We start from the raw sequence: 19,120 nt of genomic DNA, 5'->3' as shown, positions 1-19,120 counted from the left end.
GAGCGTCCAACCCGCACGAGGTGCAGCATGAAACGGCGCGACTTCCTTTCGATAGCAGGCGCTGCGCTGTGGTTGCCGCGCGCGTTCGCCGCGCAGTCCGCGCAGCCGCAGCAGTCTGGGCTGAGTCCAGCAGATGCCGCCATGCGCAGTCGTGGCTACGACAATCTGCTGATCCTCGTGGAGCTGAAGGGCGGCAACGACGGTTTGAATACCGTGATTCCGTATGCCGATCCCACTTATTACGCGCTGCGCAAGAACATCGGCCTCAAACGCGAGCAGGTGATCCAGCTCGACGAGCGCACGGCCCTGCATCCGTCACTGCAACCGCTCATGCCGCTCTGGCAGAGCCAGCAACTGGCCATCGTGCAAGGCGTCAGCTATGCGCAACCGAACCTGTCGCACTTTCGCTCCATCGAGATCTGGGACACCGCTTCACGTTCTGATCAATATCTGCGCGAGGGATGGCTCACGCGTGCGTTCGCGCAGCACGCGGTGCCGCCGGGTTTTGCCGCTGACGGCGTGGTGATTGGCAGTGCTGAAATGGGACCGCTTGCCAATGGCGCGCGTGCCATTGCGCTGGTGAATCCGGCGCAATTCGTGAAGGCTGCGCGCCTGGCCACGCCGGTTTCGTTGCATGAACGCAATCCCGAGCTTGCGCATATTCTGGATGTCGAGAACGACATCGTGAAAGCGGCCGACCGTCTGCGTCCGCGTGAAGGGCAGTTTCCGCTCAAGACGAGCTTTGCGCCCGGCGCGTTCGGCGCGTCCATCAAGACCGCCATGCAGGTGCTGGCCGCGGGCGACACGCCGCAGGGCGCGCCAGTGAACGGGCAGGGCGTGGCGGTGATTCGCCTGACCTTGAATGGCTTCGATACGCACCAGAATCAGCCGGGTCAGCAGGCGGCGCTGCTCAAGCAACTGGCGGAGGGATTTGTGTCGCTCAAGGCTGCGCTGGTCGAACTCGGCCGCTGGAATGACACGCTCGTGATGACGTACGCGGAGTTCGGCCGGCGTCCGCGCGAGAACCAGAGCAACGGCACCGATCACGGCACAGTTGCGCCGCACTTCGTGATGGGCGGGCGGGTGCGCGGCGGCCTGTACGGCGCGCCGCCGGTGCTGACTCAACTTGACGGCAGCGGCAACCTGCCGGTGGGCGTCGACTTCCGTCAACTGTATGCAACCGTGTTGGGCCCCTGGTGGGGGCTGGATGCGACAGCGGTGTTGCAGCAGCGTTTCGAGCCTATGCCCTTGCTGCGGGCTTAGGCGTTTCATTGCGCCGTTGCCCGACGCAGCGGCGCTGCAAAAAACAAAAACCCCGCCGGAAAGTAGCCGGCGGGGTTTTCAAATACGTGGTGCGAGGAAGGGGACTCGAACCCCTACACCATTGCTGGCGTCAGGACCTAAACCTGGTGCGTCTACCAATTTCGCCATCCTCGCAGCCGGACAAAGCGCGTATGCGCGATACCCGATGTCTGGCTCGCCCGCAGCCGCCGCAGACCGCAAAACCACCGGCCCGACAAGCGCCCGAAAGCGTAAGCGCGAGATTCTAACCGATTGATTTGCGCTTGTCTGCATTTGCGCTTTGCATGTCGATGCTACAATTTTTGGCTATCGTCCGCACGGCGACTAGGCCGTGCATCCACTGCGTCACCCCCACACTCCATTCAAGTGAATTTCGACGAATATTGCCAGCAGAAGGCGGCGCCTCCCGGCTCGAGCAGCTACTACGCGCTGCGCCAGGCGTCCGCGGCGCGCCAGCCGCTCCTGACCGCCCTGTTCGCGCTACGTCGCGAACTGGAAGAGACGGTGAAGGAGACCAGTGACCCGACTATCGGCCGCACCAAGCTCGCCTGGTGGCAAAAGGAACTCGCCGCGCTCGCCGCGGGTGAGCCGTCGCATCCGGTATCAAAGGCGTTGGCGGCGTATCTGCCTAACGTGTCCGCGGAGTATCCGGCATTGCAAACGCTGCTGGCCGGTTTCGAAATGGATCTCGACCAGGCTCGCTACCTCGACTACCCGAATTTGCGCCGCTATCTGCAAGGGGTGGGCGGCAGTTTCGCGGCACTGGTGGCGCGCGCGACGGCCACTGACCCGCAACAGGCGAGCGCCTGGGCTGCGCCGTTGGGCGAGGCGTTGTTGCAGGCCCAGTTGATTGCGGATCTCGGCAACGACGCGCGTCATGGCCGCATCTACGTTCCCATCGACGAGATGCAGCGTTTCAACGTGACGGCGGCAGATGTGATCAACCGCAAATATAGCGACGCATTCACTGAATTGATGCGCTTTCAGACAAAGCGCGCACGCGAGGCGATCACCGCCGCTCTTGCCGGCATACCGGCCGCTGAACGTCGCGCGCAGCGCACCTTGCGCGCGCTCGGTGCGCTCGCGCTGGCACTGCTCGACGAGATCGAACGGGATGGGTATCACGTGCTGCATCAGCGTATTGCGTTGACGCCGGTGCGCAAGCTGTGGATCGCGTGGCGGGCGGCGCGGCAGCGCTAGCGCGTTGGGATGACTGTGGACGTTTTGCGGGTTCAACTGGTTGGCGAGCTGGTTGCAGGCGCAACGAACCTTGCTGATGCGTGCACCCCGCACCCTGATCTGACTTTCGAAGAGTGAGGCATAGATGAACGTTCAACCAGTGCGGACCACGGTGGTCGGAGCCGGCGCGATCGGCGGGCTAATGGCCGCTGCGCTCGCGCGGGCGGGGCACGCAGTCAGCGTGCTCGCGCGCGGCAAAACGCTCGACGCGATTCGTGCGGACGGTATCCGGATCGTCGACGGCGAGCGCGAAACCGTCGCGCTCGTTGACGCGCAAAGCGATCCCGCCGTGCTCGGCGTGCAGGACTTCGTGGTGCTCGCGCTCAAGGCCCAGGCGTTGCCGGCGATTGCGACGAGCCTCGCGCCGTTGATCGGACCGGACACGGTCATCGTGGCCGCGATGAATGGCTTGCCGTGGTGGTTTCTGCACGACGCGACGGGCGGACCCGCGCATCAGATCATCGAGGCGGTCGATCCCGGCGGCGTGGTGTCGGCTGCATTGCCGCCGGCGCGCTCCATTGGCTGCGTGGTGCATCTGTCGTCGTCCACGGATGCGCCAGGCGTCATCCGACGCGGCCGTGGCAATCGCCTGATCGTCGGCGCGCCGTCCGCGTTGCTGGCCGAGCCCGCGAACGTATTCGCAGCGGCCTTGCAGGAAGGTGGCTTCGAGGTCGAATCCAGCGGCGAGATTCGCGGGGAAATCTGGGCCAAGCTGTGGGGCAACATGAACATGAATCCGTTGAGCGCGTTGACGGGTTCGACGGCGGACCGGCTTCTCGACGATCCGCTCACGCATGCGCTCGTCTTGCGGATGATGGAGGAGGCGGAGGCCATTGGCGCGCGCCTTGGTCTGTCGACAGGAATGACAGCGCCCCAACGCGTCGAAGTCACGCGCAGGCTGGGTGCCTTCCGTACCTCGATGCTGCAGGATTTCGAAGCGGGGCGTCCGCTCGAAATCGAGCCGATCCTCGGCGTGTTCCCCGAACTGGGCCGCAAGCTGGATGTGCCGACGCCGTTCTGCGACGCGGTGCTGGGGTTGTTGCGACAGCGTGCGGCGAATAGCGGGCTTTGAGGGTGGTTCGTGGCGTGTTGCGTCTGATAGTAGCGGCTGGCAACAGGTGAGGGCGTGATTGCTGCGCGTGTCACGCAGAACTCACAGCAGTGGAGTGCCGTATCGAAGCCACGACGTAACAAATTTCGGCTCGCCGTGATGATGCGCCGCGCGCAGCCTCAACCCGTGCGCGCCTGCACGCTTTCGATGATGCGATCGAGCGCGGCACCCAACGCAGCCTGTTCATCTTCATCGAGACAATCGAACAGATCGGTATTCCACTTGCGGGCGATCGGCATCACCTTACGATACAGCGCGCGTCCTTCGACGGTGAGCGAAATCAATACGACGCGCCCATCGACCTCGCTGGCCTCGCGTTGCACGAGCCCCTGCTTGATCAGCGCTTCAGCGGCGCGGCTTGCCTGGCTCTTGTCGAGGTTTGCATGGCGCGCCAGATCCATGATCGAAAACGGACCAAACGAGCCAACCGACGCAATCACGCGCGCTTCCGGCAACGTCACGCCGAGCTTCTCCTGATAGCGTTCTCCGATGCCGCGTTCAGCGAGTTTGTTCAACACATGCAGGCGATAGGTCAGAAACTGCTCGAGTCCGGCTTTGGCGGAGGCCTTCATGGTCGTCCCGGTCGTAGGTGAAAGCGGTCGTGGCGTTCTGATTGTTGCCGCAACCGCCGCACCGGTCAACGCACGCCGTATTTCAGCCGGGTCAATTGTTCCGCTTCGTTGGTGAGCAGTCGAGCTGCGTCGCGGATCGCGACCTCGAGCGTGATCGGTCCCGGAGCCGGCGAGAAGCAGCCGCTGAAGTGTTCGGCGAGTCGCGGCAGGGCGGCAGCATCCACGCCGCCCGATAACAGCGTCGTAGGCACGCCTGCGGCGCGCGCATGGGCGCATGCGATGAAGGGTGCCTTGCCGTGCAGGGTCTGCACGTCGGAGCGGCCTTCGCCGGTGATGAGCCAATCCGCGCCGGCGAGCGCCGCATCGAGGCCGACCTCACGCGCGACCGTTTCCGCGCCCGGCTCGAACTGGGCGCCGAGCATGGCCAGCGCGAAACCGAGTCCACCGGCGGCGCCCGCACCCGGTTCATCGCGCGCGGTGCGCTTGAGCGCGGGTTCGAGCAGATCGGCAAAGCGGGCAAGGGCTGCATCTACCGAGGCTACCTGGTCCGGCTTCACGCCTTTTTGCGGCCCGAACACCGCGGTTGCGCCGTGTTCGCCGGTGAGCGGATTGTTGACGTCGGACATGCCCACGAACGATGTCTCGGCGAGGCGCGCATCGAGTTGGGTGACATCCACCCGGGCAAGACGCGCCAGCTGTTCCGGGGTCGGCTCGAGTTGCTGGTCCTGCGCGTCGAACAGCTTCAGGCCAAGCCCGACCAGCAGACCTGCGCCGCCGTCATTCGTGCTGCTGCCGCCAAGCGCGACGAAGAAGCGCCGTACGCCGGTGTCGAGCAGCGCGCGAATCGCTTCGCCCATGCCGCGCGAACTGCGCGCTTCCACCGGCACGCCCATGCCCACGGGGTCCGTAATGCCGACGATCTCCGCAGTCTCGACAATCGCACTGCCGTCGGCCAGCAAACCGGTGGCGGCATCGCGCACCGGACCGGCCGCGCCGCGTACGCTGAGCATGCGCCGCTCGCCGCCGCTCGTGAGCATGGCGTCCAGCGTGCCTTCGCCGCCGTCGGCCATTGGGCACAGGCGTACCGTGGCGTCGGGGCGCGCGCGTGTCACGCCGGCGGCAATGGCTTGCGCCACCTGCTCGGCGCTAAGCGAACCTTTAAAAGAGTCAGGAGCAATGACGACGACGGGCGCGGACGACGGGTTCGGCATGGTGTCTCTTGATGGTTGGAATCGTTGCGATGGCAGTGCGCGCGAGATGTGGTCCGAGCGCGTTCGCTAGCTTATCAGCATGCTGCCCGCGGCTGAATATAGCGAACGGCATAGCGGGCATGGCAGAACAGAAGCACGCGAGGTAGAGCGCGAGACGCGGGCAAGGCGCAGCCTGATTGCGACCAGCCCGTTGGTGGACTGCGGGCGCAGTGCGGCCAAACTGCGGGCAAACCGCGCAGGAAGGCAGTCAAACGGCCGGAAAAGGGACAAAAATGGGCGCGAAACATCGAATCCCGGCTAGGCGCGCGAATAGTTTGCTAAAATATTCGGCTCTTTAGCCCCAAACCGTGCCGCCGGTGGCCTGCAAGCCCGCGGCGCAGGCGCCCGATCGATGCGAAGCGACATCGAAAGGCGGCACGCAGAAGATAACTGATTCGCTCGAATAATTTTAGGACGATTGAAGCCATGGCTAACGTTGTTGAAAACCTCGGCAAGCTCGAACGCCGCGTCACGATTTCCCTGCCGAAGGATGCCGTGCAGAAGGAAGTGGATTCGCGTATCCGCCAACTCGCGAAGAACGTGCGCATGCCGGGTTTCCGCCCGGGCAAGGTGCCGCTCAAGATGGTCACGCAACAGTATTCGGGCCAGGTGGAAGCCGAAGTGCTGAGCGACAAGGTCGGCAAGGAATTCTTCGACATCAGCCGCGCTGAGAACCTGCGCGTGGCCGGTCAGCCGAGCTTTGCGCCGAAGGTCGACGCAGCAGAAGGCGACTACGCTTTCGACGCAACCTTCGAGGTGTATCCGGAAGTCAAGCTGGGCGACGTCGCCACGGCTGAAATCGAGCGCACCACGACTACCATCAGCGAAGCGGAAATCGACCGCACGCTGGACATCCTGCGCAAGCAGCGCGTGCATTTCCACGCGCGCGGTGAAGCCGGCGAGCATGGCGACGGCGGTGCGGACACCGCAGCGAAAGACGGCGACCGCGTGACGGTCGACTTCGTCGGCAAGATCGAAGGTGAAGTGTTCCAGGGCGGCAGCGCTGACGACTTCGCGTTCGTGCTGGGCGAAGGCCGCATGCTGCCGGAATTCGAAAAGGCAGCGCTCGGCCTGAAGGTCGGCGACTCGAAGGAATTCGATCTGGCATTCCCGGCTGACTACCACGGCAAGGACGTGGCCGGCAAGACCGCGCAGTTCACCATCACGATGAAGAAGATCGAGTGGGCGCACCTGCCGGAAATCGACGGTGAGTTTGCCAAGTCCCTCGGTATCGAAGACGGCGATCTGGTGAAGATGCGCGCTGAGATCAAGGACAACCTCGAGCGCGAAGCAAAGCGCCGCACGCAATCCATCGTCAAGAATCAGGTGATGGACGCGCTCCTGAAGATTTCGGAACTCGACGTGCCGAACGCGCTGATCGAACAGGATCAGGAGCGTCTGGTCGAAATGGCCCGTCAGGACCTGACGCAACGTGGCGTGCCGAACGCCGCTGACGCGCCGATCCCGGCTGAAATGTTCAAGGAACAGGCTGAGCGTCGCGTGAAGCTGGGCCTCGTGCTGGCCGAGCTGGTCAAGGCCAACGAACTGCAGGCCAAGCCGGAGCAGATTCGTGCTGAAGTCGACGAGTTCGCAAAAAGCTATGAGGACCCGAAGGAAGTCGTCCGCTGGTATTATTCGAACCAGCAGCGCCTTGCCGAAATGGAAGCGTACGTCGTTGAAGCCAACGTCGTCGATTTCGTCCTCAGCAAGGCCAAGGTAACGGACAAGGAAGTGAGCTTCGAAGAGCTGGCAAGCGCAACGGCGCAGCAAGCGTAAGCGTCGCTGCAACGGCGTGCCGGCTGTCGTAGCGACGGCCCGCACGCCGTTTTTCCGTGCTACGTGTCTATTCTGGGTTGCGTTGGCCGTTTGCGCACTTGAATACTGCGTTGCCGTACTTACCTGTCCGGTACTGATAAATATTCCCAGACAAGGATCTATTGCATGACCTTTCGCGCTCAAATGCTGGACACGTTGACCTCCCAGTCGTCGCGGGATCTCGAAGCGCAGGCGCTCGGACTGGTGCCGATCGTCGTGGAAACGAGCGGTCGCGGCGAGCGCTCGTACGACATCTATTCGCGCCTCCTGAAAGAGCGCGTGGTGTTTCTGGTCGGCGAAGTGAACGACCAGACGGCTAACCTCGTCGTTGCGCAGTTGTTGTTCCTCGAAAGCGAAAATCCGGACAAGGACATCAGCTTCTACATCAACAGCCCCGGCGGTTCGGTTTCGGCCGGTATGGCGATTTACGACACGATGCAGTTCATCAAGCCGGACGTGTCGACGCTGTGCATGGGGCTCGCGGCCAGCATGGGCGCGTTCCTGCTGGCATCCGGCGCGAAGGGCAAGCGTTTTGCGCTGCCGAATGCGCGCGTGATGATCCACCAGCCGCTGGGCGGCGCACGCGGCCAGGCGTCGGACATCGAGATTCAGGCGCGTGAAATCCTGTACCTCAAGGAACGTCTGAACCAGCTGCTCGCTCACCACACCGGCCAACCGGTCGAGCGTATCGCCCGTGACACCGACCGTGACAACTTCATGTCCGGCGACGATGCCCAGGCTTACGGTCTCGTCGACCAGGTGCTGCACAAGCGTCCATGATCTGGTGCGTTTTTGCCCCAATAGAGTGCCTCCTCGGGTGTTTTTATTGAGGGCAAAAACGGCGGCAGGCATGTTGTGAAATAATCAGACTCGTCCGAGCGCCTGCGGCAAGCGCCGTCACAGCTTTTGCTCAGGGCCCCGTCTGCGGGGCCGGGGCAAACGGCGTATTATGTAATCGAGTGTCCGGAGGCTTATACATCTATGGCGGACAAGAAAGGTTCTAACAGCGAAAAGCTGTTGTATTGCTCGTTTTGCGGCAAGAGCCAGCATGAGGTCAAGAAGCTGATTGCGGGCCCGTCGGTCTTCATCTGCGATGAATGTATCGACCTGTGCAACGAAATCATCCGCGACGAGGCTGCAGGCGCGGGCATCGAGGCGGGGCTGTCCAAGTCCGATCTGCCGAGCCCGCAGGAAATCCGCGAAATTCTCGACCAGTACGTGATCGGTCAGGAACGTGCGAAGAAGATTCTCGCAGTGGCGGTGTACAACCACTACAAGCGCCTCAAGCACCTCGACAAGAAAGACGAAATCGAGCTGTCCAAGAGCAACATCCTGCTGATCGGCCCGACCGGCTCCGGCAAGACCTTGCTCGCCCAGACGCTCGCGCGGCTGCTGAACGTGCCGTTCGTCATTGCTGACGCCACCACGTTGACGGAAGCCGGCTACGTCGGCGAAGACGTCGAAAACATCATTCAGAAGCTCCTGCAGAACTGCAACTACGAAGTGGACAAGGCCCAGCGCGGCATCGTCTACATCGACGAAATCGACAAGATCAGCCGTAAGTCGGACAACCCGTCCATTACGCGCGACGTGTCGGGCGAAGGCGTGCAGCAGGCGTTGCTGAAGCTGGTGGAAGGCACGATGGCGTCGGTGCCGCCGCAAGGCGGCCGCAAGCACCCGAATCAGGACTTCATCCAGGTCGACACCACCAACATCCTGTTCATCTGTGGCGGCGCGTTCGACGGCCTCGAAAAGGTCATCGTCGACCGCACGGAAAAGACCGGCATTGGTTTTGGGGCCAGCGTGAAGAGCAAGCAGGACCGCGACGCCGGCGAAGTGCTGCGCGAAGTGGAGCCTGAAGACCTGATCAAGTTCGGTTTGATCCCTGAGCTGATCGGCCGTCTGCCGGTGGTGGCCACGCTCGGCAAGCTCGACGAAGCGGCGCTGATGAAGATTCTCGTCGAGCCGAAGAACGCGCTCGTCAAGCAGTACCACAAGCTGTTCAACATGGAACGCGTTGAACTCGAGATCCGTCCCGCTGCGTTGCAGGCGGTCGCGCGCAAGGCCATTCGTCGCAAGACGGGGGCACGCGGTCTGCGCTCGATCCTGGAACAGGCTTTGCTTGACGTCATGTACGAACTGCCGGCGATGAAAGGCGTGAGCAAGGTCATCATCGACGACAACGTGATCGACGGCGACGGCAAGCCGCTGCTGATCTACGAAGACGCGCCCAAGGTCGCGGGTTCGAATTGATCGGCTAAAGCTTTTGCAAAAAAAGCCGTTCATGGCAACGTGAACGGCTTTTTTGTTTATCTTGGGTTAGGATGGTTGTGTTTCCTTTGGAGTCACTGAACTTTTCCCACACGCGGAGGCCTTGTAATCGTTTTTGCAGGCCTCACCTATCGAACGAACTGATACCACTCATGGGGAAATGAAATGTCAGGAACCCAACTCCTTCCGCCGGAACGCACTACGCTCCCGCTGCTCCCGCTGCGTGATGTAGTCGTATTCCCGCACATGGTGATTCCGCTCTTCGTAGGCCGCCCGAAGTCGATCAAGGCTCTCGAAGCAGCAATGGAAGGCGGCAAGCACATCATGCTCGTCGCCCAAAAGACGGCTGCCAAAGATGAGCCGACCGAAAAGGACATGTACGAAGTAGGGTGTATTGCCAACATCCTGCAAATGCTCAAGCTGCCTGACGGCACTGTGAAGGTGCTCGTCGAAGGTCTGCAGCGCGCGAAGACGCTTTCCATTGAAGAACAGGAAACGCAGTTTTCGTGCGAAGTCATGCCGCTCGAACCCGACCACGCCGACAGCGCCGAAACTGAAGCGCTGCGCCGCGCGATCGTGTCGCAGTTCGACCAGTACGTGAAGCTGAACAAGAAGATCCCGCCGGAAATTCTGACGTCGCTTTCCGGCATCGACGAAGCCGGCCGTCTGGCCGACACGATCGCGGCACATCTGCCGCTCAAGCTCGACCAGAAGCAACACATCCTCGAGATGTTCCCGGTCATCGAGCGTCTCGAGCATCTGCTCGCGCAACTCGAAGCCGAGATCGACATCCTGCAGGTGGAAAAGCGCATCCGTGGGCGTGTGAAACGCCAGATGGAGAAGAGCCAGCGCGAGTACTACCTGAACGAGCAGGTCAAGGCGATCCAGAAGGAACTGGGCGAAGGCGAAGAAGGTGCGGATCTCGAAGAACTCGAGAAGCGCATCACGGCCGCGCGCATGCCGAAGGAAGCCAAGAAGAAGGCCGACGCCGAGCTGAAGAAGCTCAAGCTGATGTCGCCGATGTCGGCTGAAGCCACTGTCGTGCGCAACTACATCGACACGCTGATCGGCCTGCCGTGGCGCAAGAAGAGCAAGGTCAACAACGACCTCTCGAATGCGGAACGCGTGCTCGACGAAGACCACTTCGGCCTCGAGAAAGTCAAGGAACGGATTCTCGAATATCTTGCGGTCCAGCAACGCGTGGACAAGGTCAAGGCGCCGATCCTGTGCCTCGTTGGGCCTCCGGGTGTTGGCAAGACGTCGCTGGGTCAATCGATTGCACGCGCAACGAATCGCAAGTTCGTGCGTATGGCACTCGGTGGCGTGCGCGACGAGGCCGAGATTCGCGGCCACCGTCGGACCTACATCGGTTCGATGCCCGGCAAGATCCTGCAAAGCCTGACCAAGGTCGGCGTGCGCAATCCGCTCTTCCTGCTCGACGAAGTCGACAAGATGGGCCAGGATTTCCGCGGCGATCCGTCGTCGGCCTTGCTGGAAGTGCTCGATCCGGAACAGAACCATACGTTCGCTGACCACTACGTCGAAGTCGACTTCGATCTGTCGGACGTGATGTTCGTGGCGACGTCGAACTCGCTGAACATTCCGCCGCCGCTGCTCGACCGGATGGAAGTGATCCGTCTGTCGGGTTACACGGAAGACGAGAAGGTCAGCATCGCGCAACGCTACCTGTTGCCGAAGCAGAAGAAGAACAACGGCCTCAAGGATGGCGAGGTCGATGTCACTGAAACGGCAATTCGCGACATCATTCGTTACTACACGCGTGAAGCGGGCGTGCGTTCGCTCGAGCGTGAAATCTCGAAGATCTGCCGCAAGGTCGTGAAGATGCTTCTGCTGAAGAAGGCGGCGGGCGCGGTGAAGGTCGACGGCAGCAATCTCGACACCTTCCTCGGCGTGCGCAAGTACGACTTCGGTCTGGCTGCGAAGGAAAATCAGGTGGGCCAGGTCACGGGTCTCGCGTGGACGGAAGTGGGCGGCGATCTGCTGACCATCGAAGCTGCGGTGATGCCGGGTAAGGGCAACGTGATTCGCACCGGTTCGCTCGGCGACGTGATGAAGGAATCGGTCGAGGCAGCACGCTCGGTGGTTCGTTCGCGTTCGCGCCGTCTGGGTGTCAAGGACGAAGCGTTCGAGAAGCAGGACATTCACATCCACGTGCCGGAAGGTGCGACGCCGAAGGACGGCCCGTCCGCCGGTATCGCAATGACCACCGCGCTGGTGTCGGTGCTGACCGGTATTCCGGTGCGCGCTGATGTCGCCATGACGGGTGAAATCACGTTGCGTGGTGAAGTGCTGCCCATCGGCGGTCTGAAAGAGAAGTTGCTCGCGGCGCATCGCGGCGGCATCAAGCTCGTGCTGATCCCGGAAGAAAACGTCAAGGACTTGACGGAGATTCCGGACAACGTGAAGAACGCGATCGAGATCGTGCCGGTCCGCTGGATCGACAAGGTGCTGGAACTGGCGCTCGAGCGTGTGCCCGAGGCGTTGCCGGAAGAAGAACCGAAGGCGACACCGGTTGCAGCTGAACCGGGCAAAGACGCAGCAACGGACGTCGTGAAGCATTAAGCAACCCGACACGTCAGTGTGTGCATGACCCAAACCCGCGGCTCTGTCCGCGGGTTTTTCTTTGCTTTTCTGGTTTTTATTCACGCCCGTTCGGTCATGCGAATCGTGCCGGGACGCGGGCGTTTTCCCACCTTTTGAACTTCAGGCGTCGTACTCGCGCAGTGATACGTTTGCGCCGCGCCCAGCCGCAATATTTTGTCATCAATGGCGTCTTTCACACTCCCTCTAATCCGGCGCAACCCCGCTTGACACAAGGGTTTCGGCCCATTCTAATGAGTTCGCCCGGCGCTAAGGCCGTGCTGCATGAATACCCGGCGCACTCAAGCGCCATCACGATTGCCCAATGACATTCTCGGGGGTTGGAATGAATAAAACGGATTTGATCGATCACATCGCGCAAGAAGCCGACATTTCGAAAGCGGCAGCAGGGCGCGCACTGGATGCCGTGATCGGTGGAGTGAAAGGCGCGTTGAAGAAGGGTGGTTCGGTCACACTGGTTGGCTTCGGCACGTTCGCGGTTGGCAAGCGCACTGCGCGCACGGGTCGCAATCCGCGCACCGGCGCAGCGATCAAGATCAAGGCAGCGAAAGTGCCCAAATTTAGGCCTGGCAAAGCGCTAAAAGATGCGCTAAACTAATCGACTTGCTGCATAAGGGTGCGACGGTTTTCAAGGCTAATTGAATCGGATAGGTTTGAAATAACTGTCTGAATCGCGGCTCTGAATAACGCGTCACTCAAGTAGCATCAGGTAGTAGGCAGGATCAATAAGCAGGATCAATAAGCAGGATCAATAAGCGGAATCGCGAAGCGGGTGCTTAGCTCAGTTGGTAGAGCGGCGCCCTTACAAGGCGTAGGTCGGGAGTTCGAGCCTCTCAGCACCCACCAGCTTCCGGTTCGGCACGCAGCACAAGCGTAGTAGAAGGAGTGGTAGTTCAGTCGGTTAGAATACCGGCCTGTCACGCCGGGGGTCGCGGGTTCGAGTCCCGTCCACTCCGCCAGTATCCTTGAAAGGCGAACTCCGGTTCGCCTTTTTTATTGCCCGCTGTTGTAAGATCGGGCGTTCCGTTTTTGGCATCCTTACGCATGCTCGATTTCTTTCGCAATCACAAACGCCTGATGATGTTCATGCTCATCCTCGTCATCGTGCCGGGGTTGGGTTTTGTCGGTATCCAGGGCTTCCGTGGCTTCTTTGACGAGAGCGCCAACGTCGCCAGCGTCAACGGTCACAAGATCACGCGTGTCGCATACGACGACGCGATGCGTCAACAGCTGGACCGTGCGCGTCAAATGCTCGGCGCCCAGTTCGACATGAAGTCGTTCGATACGCCGGAGCGTCGCAAGGAAATGCTCGATGGTTTGATCGAGCAGCGCGTGCTCGCTGACGAAACGCAGCGTCTGCATCTGACGGCGTCGGACGATGCGGTGCGTCGCACGTTGTTGAGCGACCCGGTCATTTCATCGCTCAAGAATCCTGACGGTTCCATTGATGTGAATCGCTACAAGGAACTGCTCGCCATGCAGGGCATGACGCCCGATCAGTATGACGAGCGCGTGCGTTACACGTTGGCGACGCAACAGTTGCCGGGCAGCATCGAGGGCAGTGCCTTCACGTCGAAGACGCTCGCGCAGCATCTGACGGACCTGTCGGAGCAGCAGCGCGAAGTGCAGAGCCTCGCGTTCAATCCGCATGACTATGCGTCGAAAGTGCAGCCCACGGATGCGCAGTTGCAGGCCTACTACGATGCGCATCGCAACGACTTCGCGACGCCGGCCACGGCCTCGATTCAGTACCTGGTGTTGTCACCGGCCACGCTCGCCGCAGCCATTCAGCCGGGCGACGCCGATCTGAAGAAGTACTACGACGAGAACATCGCACACTATCAGACCGCACCGCAGATGCGCGCGAGCCTGATCCTCGTTTCCGTCGCGCCGAATGCGAGCGCGGCGGACAAGACGGCTGCGAAGCAGAAGGCCGACGCGTTGCTTGCACAGGTGAAGGCGCATCCGGATGACTTCGGCAAGATCGCCGAGCAGAGTTCGCAGGATCCGGCCTCGGCATCGAAGGGCGGCGATCTGGGCTACTTCGGTCCGAAGATGATGGCAGGCGGTCCGGCGTTCGACGATGCTGCGTTCAAGCTGAAGAAGGACGAAATCAGCGACGTGGTGACGACCGACGTGGGCTATCTGATCCTGAAGGCGACGGACGTGAAGCCGTCCGTTACGCAGCCGTTCGACACGGTGAAGGATGCGATCGCGAAAGACCTGACGGCGCAAATGGCGGCCAAGCAGTTCAGCGACGACTCCGACGGCTTCACCTCGCTGGTCTACGAGAAGGCGAAGAGCTTGCAGCCAGCGGCCGACAAGTACAAGCTGCAGATCCAGACGGCCACCGTCACGCCGCAACCCAACACCGGTTTGCCGCCCACGAGCCCGTTGAACAATCCGAAGTTCCTGAGCGCGGTGTTCGCGAACGACTCGGCACAGGCTCGCAACAATACGCAAGCCATCGACGTGGGCAGCAACACGCTCATCGCGGCACACGTGACGGACTTCAAGCCGGCCGCCGTGCCGCCGCTGGATGTCGTCAAGGACGCCGTGCGTCAGAAGGTCATCGCCGTGCAAGCCGACGAAATGGCGCACAAGGATGGCGTCGCGAAACTGGCTGAATTGCAGAAGTCGAATGCAACCACTGGGTTTGCCGCACCGGTGAAGGTTTCGCGCAACGACGCACAGGGATTGCCGCCTGCCGCATTGAGCGCGATCTACAAGGCGAACGGGCAAAAGTTGCCCGCCTACGTCGGCGTCGATCTGGGTGATGACGGCTATGCGATCTATCGTGTCAATGCCGTGCTGCCCGGCGCGCCCATCGATCCGCAGCGTCTGACCGCTGCGCAACAGCAGATCGCGCAGGTCGAAGCGCAATCGGAGATGACCGCGTATATCGACGCGCTGCGTGCCCGCTCGAAGGTGAAGTTTTATGGTTCGCTAGACGCGGGCCAGCCGGGCGGTGATCAATAAGTTGATCACTGAGTTGGTCACTAACTTGATCAATAAGGCAAAGCAATCAGGCCACCTGAACAAACTAACCAATCAGCGCACCTGAAGCCAGGATGCCTGAAACGAAAAAACCCCGCAAATGCGGGGTTTTTTTCATCCAGCTCGCCAACCGTCGGCTAGCTGCTCAGCGGAATAGTCTTACAGACAACCGCTGATCGCACCGGTGGCATCGCCACCAGAAGCGGCTCCCGCGCGATAACCGACCCACGAACCCGTGCCGTTGCCCGGGCGCACCACGGCGGCCGCGCCGTTAGGCGGTTGTTGACCCGGAACATACACGTCCATGCCCTGGTCATTGGCCAGCGTGTCTTGCGAAACCACCTGCTGTTGCGAGGCGTCAGCCCATTTCTGGGCGATACATTGGGAAACCGCCTTGGGCGGCTGCTGGCTCTGTCCAACGGACTGCACGCCGGCGGGCGGCTGTCCGGCACAGGCGGAAATTGCAACGGTCAAAGCGATAATCGGTAGGTATTTCACGTCATCTCCTCACAAAATCGCTCAAAATTGAGCCGGGTTTCGCGTTCGCGAAAGTGTCAGAACGACACTTGCTGCACGCGTTCCCCGTTGTTGGAAACAAGATGTAAGGGCTTGTCAGTGAGGGGAAGCGGTATGCAGCAGTGGTTTCAGTGTCGGCCACACGTTGTCGAGCAGCACGGTTTGTGCCTGCTGGTTCGGGTGCATCTGATCGGCCTGGAACATCTCCGGCTTATCCGCTATGCCAGCAAGGAGGAACGGCACGAGTTGCACATGAAACTGTTGTGCCAGTTGCCCATAGAGACCGTGGAACTTTTGCGTGTAGTCGGGGCCGTAATTAGGCGGCACGTACATGCCGACCAGCACGACCTTCGCATGACCTTGCTGGGCCTGTTCGATGATCGTGCGCAGATTGTCTTCGGTGGTCGCGAGCGGCACGCCACGCAGTGCGTCGTTGGCGCCCAGTTCGACGATCACGATGCTGGGTTTGAGCCGCTGCATCAGTTCCGGCATGCGGGCGCGTCCGCCGCTCGTGGTGTCGCCGCTGATGCTTGCATTCGCAACGCTATAATCGAGACGCTCGCCGGCCAGACGTTGACGCATCAAGGCCACCCAGCCGGAATCACGCGGTAAGCCGTACTCGGCGGAGATGCTGTCGCCGAGCACCACGATTACAGGTCGGGCCGCCTCGGGGGTGTCGGCCGCATGCACGGTCAACGGTATCGACGCGGCGAGCAGCATGAGTCCGAACGATGCATTCAGCGCAGCCAGGCGCACTTTCAACCTACGCTTCACCATGCAAAAGAAAACTGATCCAGTCATCGAAGTGCGGGGGTTGTGTAAGAGGGTTAAGGATGCAACGGGGGAACTGACGATTCTCGATGATATCGACCTTTCCATCGAAGGCGGCAGCAGCGTTGCAATCGTCGGTGCATCCGGGTCGGGCAAGTCTACGCTGCTCGGCTTGCTCGCAGGTTTGGACAGCGCGACCTCCGGGTCGGTTCGGCTGCTCGGCCAGGAACTCACGCAGTTGAACGAAGACCAGCGTGCCGCGCTGCGCAATGGCTCGGTGGGCTTCGTGTTCCAGTCGTTTCAATTGATGCCGCATCTCACCGCGCTCGAGAATGTGACCTTGCCGCTGGAGTTGCAGGGCGGCGTGTCGTCGCGCGATGCTGCGGCCCGCGCGCGTGGTCTGCTCGACCAGGTCGGGCTCGGGCAACGCACGCGCCATTACCCCAAGCTGCTGTCGGGCGGCGAGCAGCAGCGCGTCGCGCTCGCACGCGCCTTCGTCACGCATCCGGCCATCCTGTTCGCCGACGAGCCTACCGGCAGTCTCGACGCCGCAACGGGACACGCGGTGATCGACCTCATGTTCCAGATGAATCGCGCGAACGGCGCCACGTTGATTCTCGTCACGCACGACATCGAACTGGCCCGACGTTGTGATGCCACGGTGACGATTGAGGCAGGGCGGCTGGTCACGGCGTAAGCGTGACCGGAAGCGCGGACAAAGCCACGCGCCGGCAATAGCGTGGTGCGGGCAAATGCCTGTTGAGAGCAGAACCCCGCTCAGAACAAACCCCTTTTGCAGGCAGAAACAGCCCGCCGCATTAAACGCATTCAAACGCAGTCAATCAAAACACCCACAAAAAAAAGCGGGCCGCCTGAGCGACCCGCTTCCTTGACATCCAGCGCACTACCAAAGATCAATCCGTGCGCGTCATCCCCAGAACCTAACCCTCATCAGGCGCGCAAAACTCAGCGTTTCAACGCGGCCCGCGCCCGTGCGATCAACGCAGAGGTCGACGAATCATGCTTGCCCGCATCCGTGTTCGCAGCCGTGATGTCGGCCTCGACGACCTTGCCGAGGATCTTGCCCAACTCGACGCCCCACTGATCGAACGAGTTGATATCCCACACGGTGCCTTGCACCAGCACCTTGTGCTCGTACAGTGCGATCAGCGCGCCGAGCGAGCGCGCCGTGAGCGCCTCGAGAATCAGCGTGCTGGTGGGGCGGTTGCCAGGGAAGACGAGAGCCGGGGCGAGCTCCGGCTTGTCCGGGCCCGCTACCTTCTTCGCTTCTTCCAGCGTGCGGCCGAGCATCAGCGCTTCGCTCTGCGCGAAGCAGTTGGCCAGCAGCTTCGGATGATGGCTCACCAGCGGATGCTCCGGCGTGAGCACGGCGATGAAGTCGATCGGCACGATCGTCGGACCTTGGTGCAGCATCTGGAAGAACGCGTGCTGACCATTGGTACCCGGCTCGCCCCACGTGACGGCGGCGGTCGGATAATCGACCATCTTGCCGTCGAGCCGCGCGGACTTGCCGTTGCTCTCCATCTCCAGCTGTTGCAGGTATGACGGCAGGTAGTGCATCGCTTCCGAATACGGCGCCACCAGATAGCTTTGCGAGCCGAAGAAGTTGCGATACCAGATGCCGATCATGCCGAGCAGCACCGGCAGATTGTGCTCGAGCGGCGCGTCGCGGAAGTGCTTGTCCATCTCTTCGGCGCCGGCCAGCAGCTCGTCGAACTGCTTCGGGCCAATCGCGATGACGATCGACAAGCCGACCGCCGACCACAGCGAATAGCGGCCGCCCACCCATTCCCACATCTCGAAGATGTTTTCCTTCGCAATGCCGAACTTGACCACTTCGGCCGTGTTGGACGACACGCCCACGAAGTGCTTGTGCAGTTCGTTTTCCGGGCAGCCCTTTTCGATGAACCAGTCACGCATGGAGTGCGCGTTGGTCATGGTTTCGAGCGTCGTGAAGGTCTTGGAGACGACGATCACGAGCGTTTCTTCCGGATCGACCTGCTGCATCACGCGGTACAGATCGGCGCCGTCCACATTCGACACGAAGTAGCTCTTGAGTTCCGGCGAGGCGAGGTGATGCAGTGCGTTCACGACCATCTTCGGACCGAGGTCCGAACCGCCAATGCCGATGTTCACCACATGGCGAATCCGCTTGCCCGTGTAGCCGGTCCATTCGCCGTTGCGCACCTTGTCCGCGAACGCGGCCATCTTGGCGCGCTCGGCCATCACCTGAGCGTGGAACGGCGACTTCGGATCGCTCGAACGCAGCGCCGTGTGGAGCACCGCGCGTCCTTCGGTCGGGTTGACGATTTCGCCCGCGAACATCGCGTCGCGACGTTTCTCGACGCCGGCTTCACGTGCCACTTGCACCAGCAGCTTGAGGGTTTCGTCCTTGATGCGGTTCTTCGAGAAGTCGGCCGCGAGACCGCCGCCGGCGAACGCGAAGCGCTCGGCACGGGTCGGCGCGGGATCGTTCGCAGGCGTGAACCAGTCGCGCATATGCTCATCGTGGATCTTGTCGTAATGGGCTTGCAGCGAGGACCAGGAGGGTAGGTAGCTCAATGTCATGATCGTCCGTCTAACGAAAGGCACGAATGGAAGGCAGTGCGCGAGGCGCAGCCGGGGGATGTTCT

Annotated in this window: 15 protein-coding genes and 3 tRNA genes; 12 read left to right on the top strand and 6 right to left on the bottom strand. The window is 61.5% G+C overall.

The genetic code is table 11. The annotated features are described in order from the left end of the window. The first annotated feature begins 27 nt into the window (after positions 1–27). Positions 28–1,263, top strand: coding sequence for a DUF1501 domain-containing protein (locus D0B32_RS09455; protein WP_117333700.1), 1,236 nt, complete (start codon positions 28–30; stop codon positions 1,261–1,263). Between the two features lie 87 nt (positions 1,264–1,350). Here the strand turns inward: D0B32_RS09455 and D0B32_RS09450 are convergent. Continuing rightward, a tRNA-Leu gene (locus tag D0B32_RS09450) sits at positions 1,351–1,437 on the bottom strand. Positions 1,438–1,668: 231 nt separating this feature from the next. Between D0B32_RS09450 and D0B32_RS09445 the strand changes: the two genes are divergently transcribed. Further along, positions 1,669–2,502, top strand: coding sequence for a squalene/phytoene synthase family protein (locus tag D0B32_RS09445; protein ID WP_117333699.1), 834 nt, complete (start codon positions 1,669–1,671; stop codon positions 2,500–2,502). A 124-nt stretch (positions 2,503–2,626) separates the two neighbouring features. Continuing rightward, a complete protein-coding gene (locus D0B32_RS09440; protein ID WP_117333698.1) occupies positions 2,627–3,613 on the top strand; it encodes a 2-dehydropantoate 2-reductase in 987 nt (328 codons plus the stop codon). 158 nt (positions 3,614–3,771) lie between these two features. Here the strand turns inward: D0B32_RS09440 and D0B32_RS09435 are convergent, their stop codons facing one another. Next, positions 3,772–4,224 (bottom strand): MarR family winged helix-turn-helix transcriptional regulator, encoded by a 453-nt coding sequence (locus D0B32_RS09435; RefSeq protein WP_117333697.1) that lies wholly within the window; start codon positions 4,222–4,224, stop codon positions 3,772–3,774. 65 nt (positions 4,225–4,289) lie between these two features. Continuing rightward, positions 4,290–5,435 carry a glycerate kinase gene (locus tag D0B32_RS09430; RefSeq protein WP_117333696.1) on the bottom strand — a complete coding sequence of 382 codons (1,146 nt, stop codon included), beginning with the start codon at positions 5,433–5,435 and terminating at the stop codon, positions 4,290–4,292. A 465-nt stretch (positions 5,436–5,900) separates the two neighbouring features. Between D0B32_RS09430 and tig the strand changes: the two genes are divergently transcribed. The 8 genes from tig to D0B32_RS09390 all read left to right on the top strand — a co-directional run bounded on the left by tig (position 5,901) and on the right by D0B32_RS09390 (position 15,161). Beyond that, on the top strand, positions 5,901–7,250 hold the full coding sequence (gene tig, locus D0B32_RS09425) for a trigger factor (RefSeq protein WP_117333695.1): 1,350 nt from the start codon (positions 5,901–5,903) through the stop codon (positions 7,248–7,250). A gap of 165 nt (positions 7,251–7,415) precedes the next feature. Continuing rightward, on the top strand, positions 7,416–8,069 hold the full coding sequence (gene clpP, locus D0B32_RS09420; protein ID WP_117333694.1) for an ATP-dependent Clp endopeptidase proteolytic subunit ClpP: 654 nt from the start codon (positions 7,416–7,418) through the stop codon (positions 8,067–8,069). A 201-nt stretch (positions 8,070–8,270) separates the two neighbouring features. Further along, complete coding sequence (gene clpX, locus D0B32_RS09415; protein ID WP_117333693.1) at positions 8,271–9,542, top strand: ATP-dependent Clp protease ATP-binding subunit ClpX; 1,272 nt, start codon at positions 8,271–8,273, stop codon at positions 9,540–9,542. Between the two features lie 183 nt (positions 9,543–9,725). Further along, positions 9,726–12,143 carry an endopeptidase La gene (gene lon, locus D0B32_RS09410; protein WP_117333692.1) on the top strand — a complete coding sequence of 806 codons (2,418 nt, stop codon included), beginning with the start codon at positions 9,726–9,728 and terminating at the stop codon, positions 12,141–12,143. A gap of 364 nt (positions 12,144–12,507) precedes the next feature. Then, a complete protein-coding gene (locus tag D0B32_RS09405) occupies positions 12,508–12,780 on the top strand; it encodes an HU family DNA-binding protein (RefSeq protein WP_117333691.1) in 273 nt (90 codons plus the stop codon). Between the two features lie 172 nt (positions 12,781–12,952). Then, a tRNA-Val gene (locus tag D0B32_RS09400) sits at positions 12,953–13,028 on the top strand. A gap of 36 nt (positions 13,029–13,064) precedes the next feature. Further along, positions 13,065–13,141 (top strand) — tRNA-Asp (locus tag D0B32_RS09395). Positions 13,142–13,226: 85 nt separating this feature from the next. Further along, a complete protein-coding gene (locus tag D0B32_RS09390; RefSeq protein ID WP_117333690.1) occupies positions 13,227–15,161 on the top strand; it encodes a SurA N-terminal domain-containing protein in 1,935 nt (644 codons plus the stop codon). 177 nt (positions 15,162–15,338) lie between these two features. Here D0B32_RS09390 and D0B32_RS09385 read toward each other — a convergent pair whose 3' ends face one another. Both D0B32_RS09385 and D0B32_RS09380 read right to left on the bottom strand, forming a co-directional pair. After that, on the bottom strand, positions 15,339–15,677 hold the full coding sequence (locus D0B32_RS09385; RefSeq protein ID WP_117333689.1) for a hypothetical protein: 339 nt from the start codon (positions 15,675–15,677) through the stop codon (positions 15,339–15,341). Between the two features lie 114 nt (positions 15,678–15,791). After that, on the bottom strand, positions 15,792–16,472 hold the full coding sequence (locus D0B32_RS09380; RefSeq protein ID WP_117333688.1) for an arylesterase: 681 nt from the start codon (positions 16,470–16,472) through the stop codon (positions 15,792–15,794). Between D0B32_RS09380 and D0B32_RS09375 the strand changes: the two genes are divergently transcribed. After that, positions 16,471–17,163: an ABC transporter ATP-binding protein gene (locus D0B32_RS09375; protein WP_117333687.1), complete on the top strand. Its 693-nt coding sequence runs from the start codon at positions 16,471–16,473 to the stop codon at positions 17,161–17,163. The two genes, D0B32_RS09380 and D0B32_RS09375, sit on opposite strands and share 2 nt — an antisense overlap. Positions 17,164–17,432: 269 nt before the next feature. On the opposite strand, the gene pgi is transcribed toward D0B32_RS09375, so the two are convergent. Further along, a complete protein-coding gene (gene pgi, locus D0B32_RS09370) occupies positions 17,433–19,055 on the bottom strand; it encodes a glucose-6-phosphate isomerase (RefSeq protein ID WP_117333686.1) in 1,623 nt (540 codons plus the stop codon). Positions 19,056–19,120 lie beyond the last annotated feature (65 nt).

The sequence above is a fragment of the Paraburkholderia sp. DHOC27 genome, assembly GCF_003429005.1.
Lineage (GTDB): Bacteria > Pseudomonadota > Gammaproteobacteria > Burkholderiales > Burkholderiaceae > Paraburkholderia.
The sequence above is the reverse complement of the archived record's forward strand: the minus strand, read 5'-3'. Positions and strand labels throughout refer to the sequence as shown.